Origin of the sequence: Helicobacter bizzozeronii (assembly GCF_900196775.1) — a bacterium.
In the GTDB taxonomy this organism is placed as follows: Bacteria; Campylobacterota; Campylobacteria; order Campylobacterales; family Helicobacteraceae; genus Helicobacter; species Helicobacter bizzozeronii.
In genome coordinates, this window is record NZ_FZLB01000067.1 from 1 (window position 1) to 4,665 (window position 4,665).

Genomic DNA, 4,665 nt, shown 5'->3' on the forward strand with positions numbered 1-4,665 from the left:
TGTGTATTATTTGTATGTATTTGTGTGAGGTGTTGTTTATTTTGTGTTTTTGCGTTGTTTTTTTTGTGGTGTGGGTGTTTGTATTAATTTGTAGAGTACAGAAAGTTTATATAGTAAGAGTGAAATAGTGGCGATAGGGAATTATTAGATAACGTCGACCACAACGCCACACTCCGACTGCCTCTTCTGGCCCTCCGCAAGCCCGGGGGGGCGGTTTTGGTGGGCCGTGTAGGGTGGGGTGTGGGGGGCGGGTGGGGGGGGGGGGGTGGGGGGGGGACATCACATACCCGCCATCACCCTGAGTGGCGATGCGGATCAAATTAGACATGGCAACCGGGCGCACTAAATTTAAATACGCGTCCATCATCTCCACGCAACTAGGACGCAAATCAATCACGACTCGTGTTTTTGCATGCACGCCATCACTATTAATGAGGGCTGTGTAGAGCAAGACACGATCCTCAGGATGGCGCACACAACTTGCGATCATATGGCTCACTGACATTTTATATTCGAAATACTCGAGCCTGCGCTCTACACTCCCCAATAGCTTTTGTTTAAACCACTTTAAAGACTGCTGGATGCGCGCCAACAAACCACTAACCTCACTCATCTATTCTCCTATTTGAACTTCTAAAAGGATTTATAGCAAAACTAACCTAATTTTCCCAGCTATAGGTGCAAAACCCTAAAACCGGTAGCTCAAATACGCCGTTACGGAGCGCCCCGGGCCTGGTTCTCTACCAGTGGGGCTGGTCTCTAAGCCTCTAAAGTAGTATGGCATCCCCAAGATATTATTGACCTGCAAGCTCCCCACAATTTTATGCCGCCCGCTCTCCCAAAAGATTTGGCTTAACTGGATATTCCAAATCCAATACCAAGGCAAGAGCCCCACACTATTACAACCATAAGACACGCCCTCTGCTTGGTGGGGATGGGTGGGGAAACAAGTGGTCTTTGATTGGGATTGGTTGAGCATAGAAGAATAAGCAGGGCTATAAAAATAACTGCTCAAACCCAAAGTGGTTTTTTTGTAGGTGTAGCGCATATCCAAAATGAATTGGTGCGGGCTGACATAGGGTAATTGCTTGCCCTTGAGATCAAAAGAGGATGAAAACCCTTCAAGACTACCCCACACATGACTACTCACAAGCGCATTAATGTAGGTATAAGCCAAATGCAACTGCAGGCCTCTAATAGGGGCGTAGTCAAGTTCTAATTCCAAGCCCTGAGAGCGGGCGTTAATGGGTTGGTTACTCCCCCAAGCGTAGTAATTGTGGGCAAAAATAAGAAAATAGGTGGCATTGAGGCTGAGTTGGTTTTGATAGGCATAGCGTGAGCCGATCTCAATTTGATTAAAAATCTGGGTGCTTGGGCTGAAGGGTTCGACCATACGCTCTTGTGGCGGGATAAAACTACGGCGGTAATTGGCATATAAGAGCCAATCTGTTAAGGGCTTATAACCGATATTAAATGCCGGACTCCACACACTTTGGTGTATTTTGTAGATGGTGTCTTTTGGTGCAAGTTGGTCATTTAAAAAGGTGTAGCGCAATCCGGGGGCTAGGGTGAGTTTGCCTTGTAAAAATTCCATTTTATCGCTCACATAAGTGGCTAGGTAGCGATCCAATAATTCAGGGCTATTGGTCGGTGTGGGGTTTTGGCTGCATGGGTTGTTTTTAAAGGCATGGCAAATAGATTTAGTTAGCTTGATGTCATTCATCATCAAGCGCATGCCCACTTGCAGGGTTTGCTGAATCTTTTTGCTAGAGATATTTAAACGCAGGTTAGGTTCTAGGGCATTGAGTGTGAAATACCCCTTGCGTTGGGTGGTGAAAAACCCCGCATAATTGTCATTTGTATAAACAAGCCCTCTAGCCGGGTTGCTATTGGCATTTAAATAATTAGAATCCCACTGGAAAGCACTTTGCATTTTATGCCCAAAGTAGGTGAGGCTAAAATCCCCACTTATCTTGCCCTTAAAAGAACTTTGATAAATCGCACTCCAACGCATCGCCTCTGCGCCCTTGGTGTTATAGGGGCGATCGTTTTGGAAATAGTTTTGGGCGTAAGCCTGTGGGCTCAAAGACCCCGGATCGTGCAAAGAAAATTTATAATATTGGAAAGAAGCCGTGAGTTTATTATGAGGGTTGATCTGGTAAATCCCATCAAATAAATAATTTTGAATCGTAGCCGGGCTGTGGTATCTAAAGCCCTGCCCGGTTATGAAATTGGCTTGTGCTTGCACCCCCACAAACCGGTTAAACATGCCCCCCGATCGCAAATAAGTGTTGTATAAAAAGCTATTGCCCACATTTTTACTAAAAGAAAAAGGCGAGATGAAATTTTTTAGCGAACGCTCCCAAAAGGTTACCCGCTGGGCAATTTGGTTGGTCCATTCTTTTGCGATGGGTTTGGTGCTGATGTTGATCACGCCCCCAAAGGCATTAGGGCCATATTGCACGCCCTGCCCCCCCTTGATCACGCTGATTTGATCGCTCATCTGCAAAGTCGCGGGGAAAATAAAAAGCCCGATGAGTCCATAGGGTGCGGCCTCTAGGGGGATATGATTGAGCAAGACAAGCCCGCCACGCCCATACCCCCCACCCAAACCCCGCATAGAAAAACTGGGCATCGCCCCCACACCTGTGGCGTTAAAAACACGCACCCCCGGGACATTTTGCAAGGCTTGCTCTAGGGTTTGATTAGCTTGCAAGGTGAGTTGGGGGTTAGAAATTAAAGTATAACTGCCTAAGTGATCCTTAACTTCTAAAGAGTACCCATCTAGGGGTGCTTGATGGCGTATTTGTGTGCGCTGTTTGGATTTTGAAGCGTGCAAGCCACACAGTGCAAAACAAGCAACACCAACCAAAACAGCCTTTTTCATCTTCCCCTTGGGGTTTTGATATGGCACGATTATAGCAAAACAAAAACACAATCTATCTAGGCGTGTTGGTTGGGTTTTACAACTAAAACCCCTAGCAGAAACTAGAGGGCTAGCTTGTGCGCTGACCTTGTGGTTTGAAAGCAGATTAAAAGTCTAACTCAACTTCCCCATCAGCATTCACTTTCTTATAGCCATCATCATAGGGTTTTGCAAATATTCTAAGATCGCTATGGACAAGACGAAAGAGACCATCAAAATAATTACGATTTTTTCCAGCACTCTCTGCAAACCAAGCGTTTGGGCGGACTAAAGCATCGGCAATTTCATAGATTTTACTTTTGGCAAGCTCTAGGAAGTGTTGGTAACGCTCAATTTCCCCTAAACCAATACGCATATTGATCGCTCTTGCCAAACTTAAGCTGTATAAAAAGCTTAGAAACACTCTGTGGTGTCTGCAATGCAAGGCGACAAATTCCTGCAATTTCAGGCATTCCATGAGTCTATCCATAAGCTCTATGGATTGCTCGACTGCTAATTCAAAATCCCCCAAATCATCTCTACCCTCATAGGGTAAGTTGTCAATTAAAGGGCGCAACCCCCTAGCGCACTCTCCGCTACCTAGCTTGGCTCCCTGCTTGAAATAGCCATTGCGCTTTTCTTCTCTTTCTTGCATTGTGTGCCCAGACCCAAGCATGTTAGCATAGACAAAATCAGCCAAATAGCTATATCCATCGGCATAGCCTAAATCAATAGCCCTATGGTAAAGTTGCATGCTTTCTTGATTACCAAACCCTGCGCTTTCTTTTAAGGCTTCACCCATTAATGCGCAAGCCTCCCCATCGCCCCTCTCAGCTTGGGGTTTTAAAAGCCTAATGGCTTGGTTGTAATACTCCTTTGCTCTGTCCTCATCCTCGTATTGAAACATTTCCCCTAGCGCAAAATACCCCCTCCCCTCGCCTAAGCTGACCGCTTTTTCAAAAAGCTCCTTTGCTTTTTGCTCGCAACCAAAAACGCTTTTATCTTTAAAGACTTGGCAAGCCTTGAGGATTTCTAAATAATCCTCACTTTCTACATCGTCATTCAAAGGCTTAAGCGCATTGACCACCTCTTGCCCGCTAATCACCTCCCCACTCCCATACTCCAGTATTTGCGTGTCCCCATTTTCCATATACAGCTTGCCCAGTTCCACCATTGCCCCCACTGAGCCTAACTCAATCGCCTTTTCAAAACAACGCATAGCGACATGGTTATCCGGGTATAAAACGATGCCCTCCACTGCCATTTTGCCTAACTCTAGCCAAGCTCCAGCACTCCCCAAGTCTTTAGCCTTCATGTAATCTTGAAAAGCTTGCAGGGTGTTAGACCCATATTTCCATAAGGGTTTGACTTGCGGGGTGTTATCACCGGGTGTAGATTCAGTCTGTGAGGTTTTGGGGGTTTCTTGGCTAGGGTTTGGAGGTGTGTTTTTAAACCAAGATTGGTGGTTAGCTTGGAGGGCTTCTAACAATATCTCTAAATCCTCCAAAGATTTAGACAATCTGTTCGCATTTTCTGAAACTTGCGCGCCCTCTGTGGCGTGGCTTAGGGCACTTAAATGGGTGCTTGTTTTGACTTTGAGTTTTTTAAATTGCGCTAGGGCATCTTCTAACTCTGTGTCATCTTCTGCGCTTTGGTGGTAAGCCTCTTCTAGGGTTTTGTTAAAGGTGTTGAGCGTATCTAAGAGTTGGTTAAACTTGGTGCTTAAACCGCTAATTTCCTCTTGGAGGGCATCACCCCCC

General features: G+C 45.7%; 3 protein-coding genes. All 3 read right to left on the reverse strand.

Translation table 11 applies throughout. The annotated features are described in order from the left end of the window. Nucleotides 1–106 precede the first annotated feature (106 nt). Nucleotides 107–613, reverse strand: coding sequence for a hypothetical protein (locus tag C5684_RS07495; protein WP_104639917.1), 507 nt, complete (start codon nt 611–613; stop codon nt 107–109). Nucleotides 614–688: 75 nt separating this feature from the next. After that, complete coding sequence (locus C5684_RS07500) at nt 689–2,887, reverse strand: TonB-dependent receptor family protein (protein WP_104639918.1); 2,199 nt, start codon at nt 2,885–2,887, stop codon at nt 689–691. 145 nt (nt 2,888–3,032) lie between these two features. Continuing rightward, nucleotides 3,033–4,665, reverse strand: a 1,633-nt coding sequence (locus C5684_RS07505) for a tetratricopeptide repeat protein (RefSeq protein WP_104639919.1), incomplete at its 5' end; no start/stop codon positions are given.

What these genes read in the sequence shown, in the direction of transcription:
- C5684_RS07500 (WP_104639918.1), bottom strand. Translation starts at nt 2,887, where the DNA reads ATGAAAAAGGCTGTTTTGGTTGGTGTTGCTTGTTTTGCACTGTGTGGC.
- C5684_RS07495 (WP_104639917.1), bottom strand. Translation starts at nt 613, where the DNA reads ATGAGTGAGGTTAGTGGTTTGTTGGCGCGCATCCAGCAGTCTTTAAAG.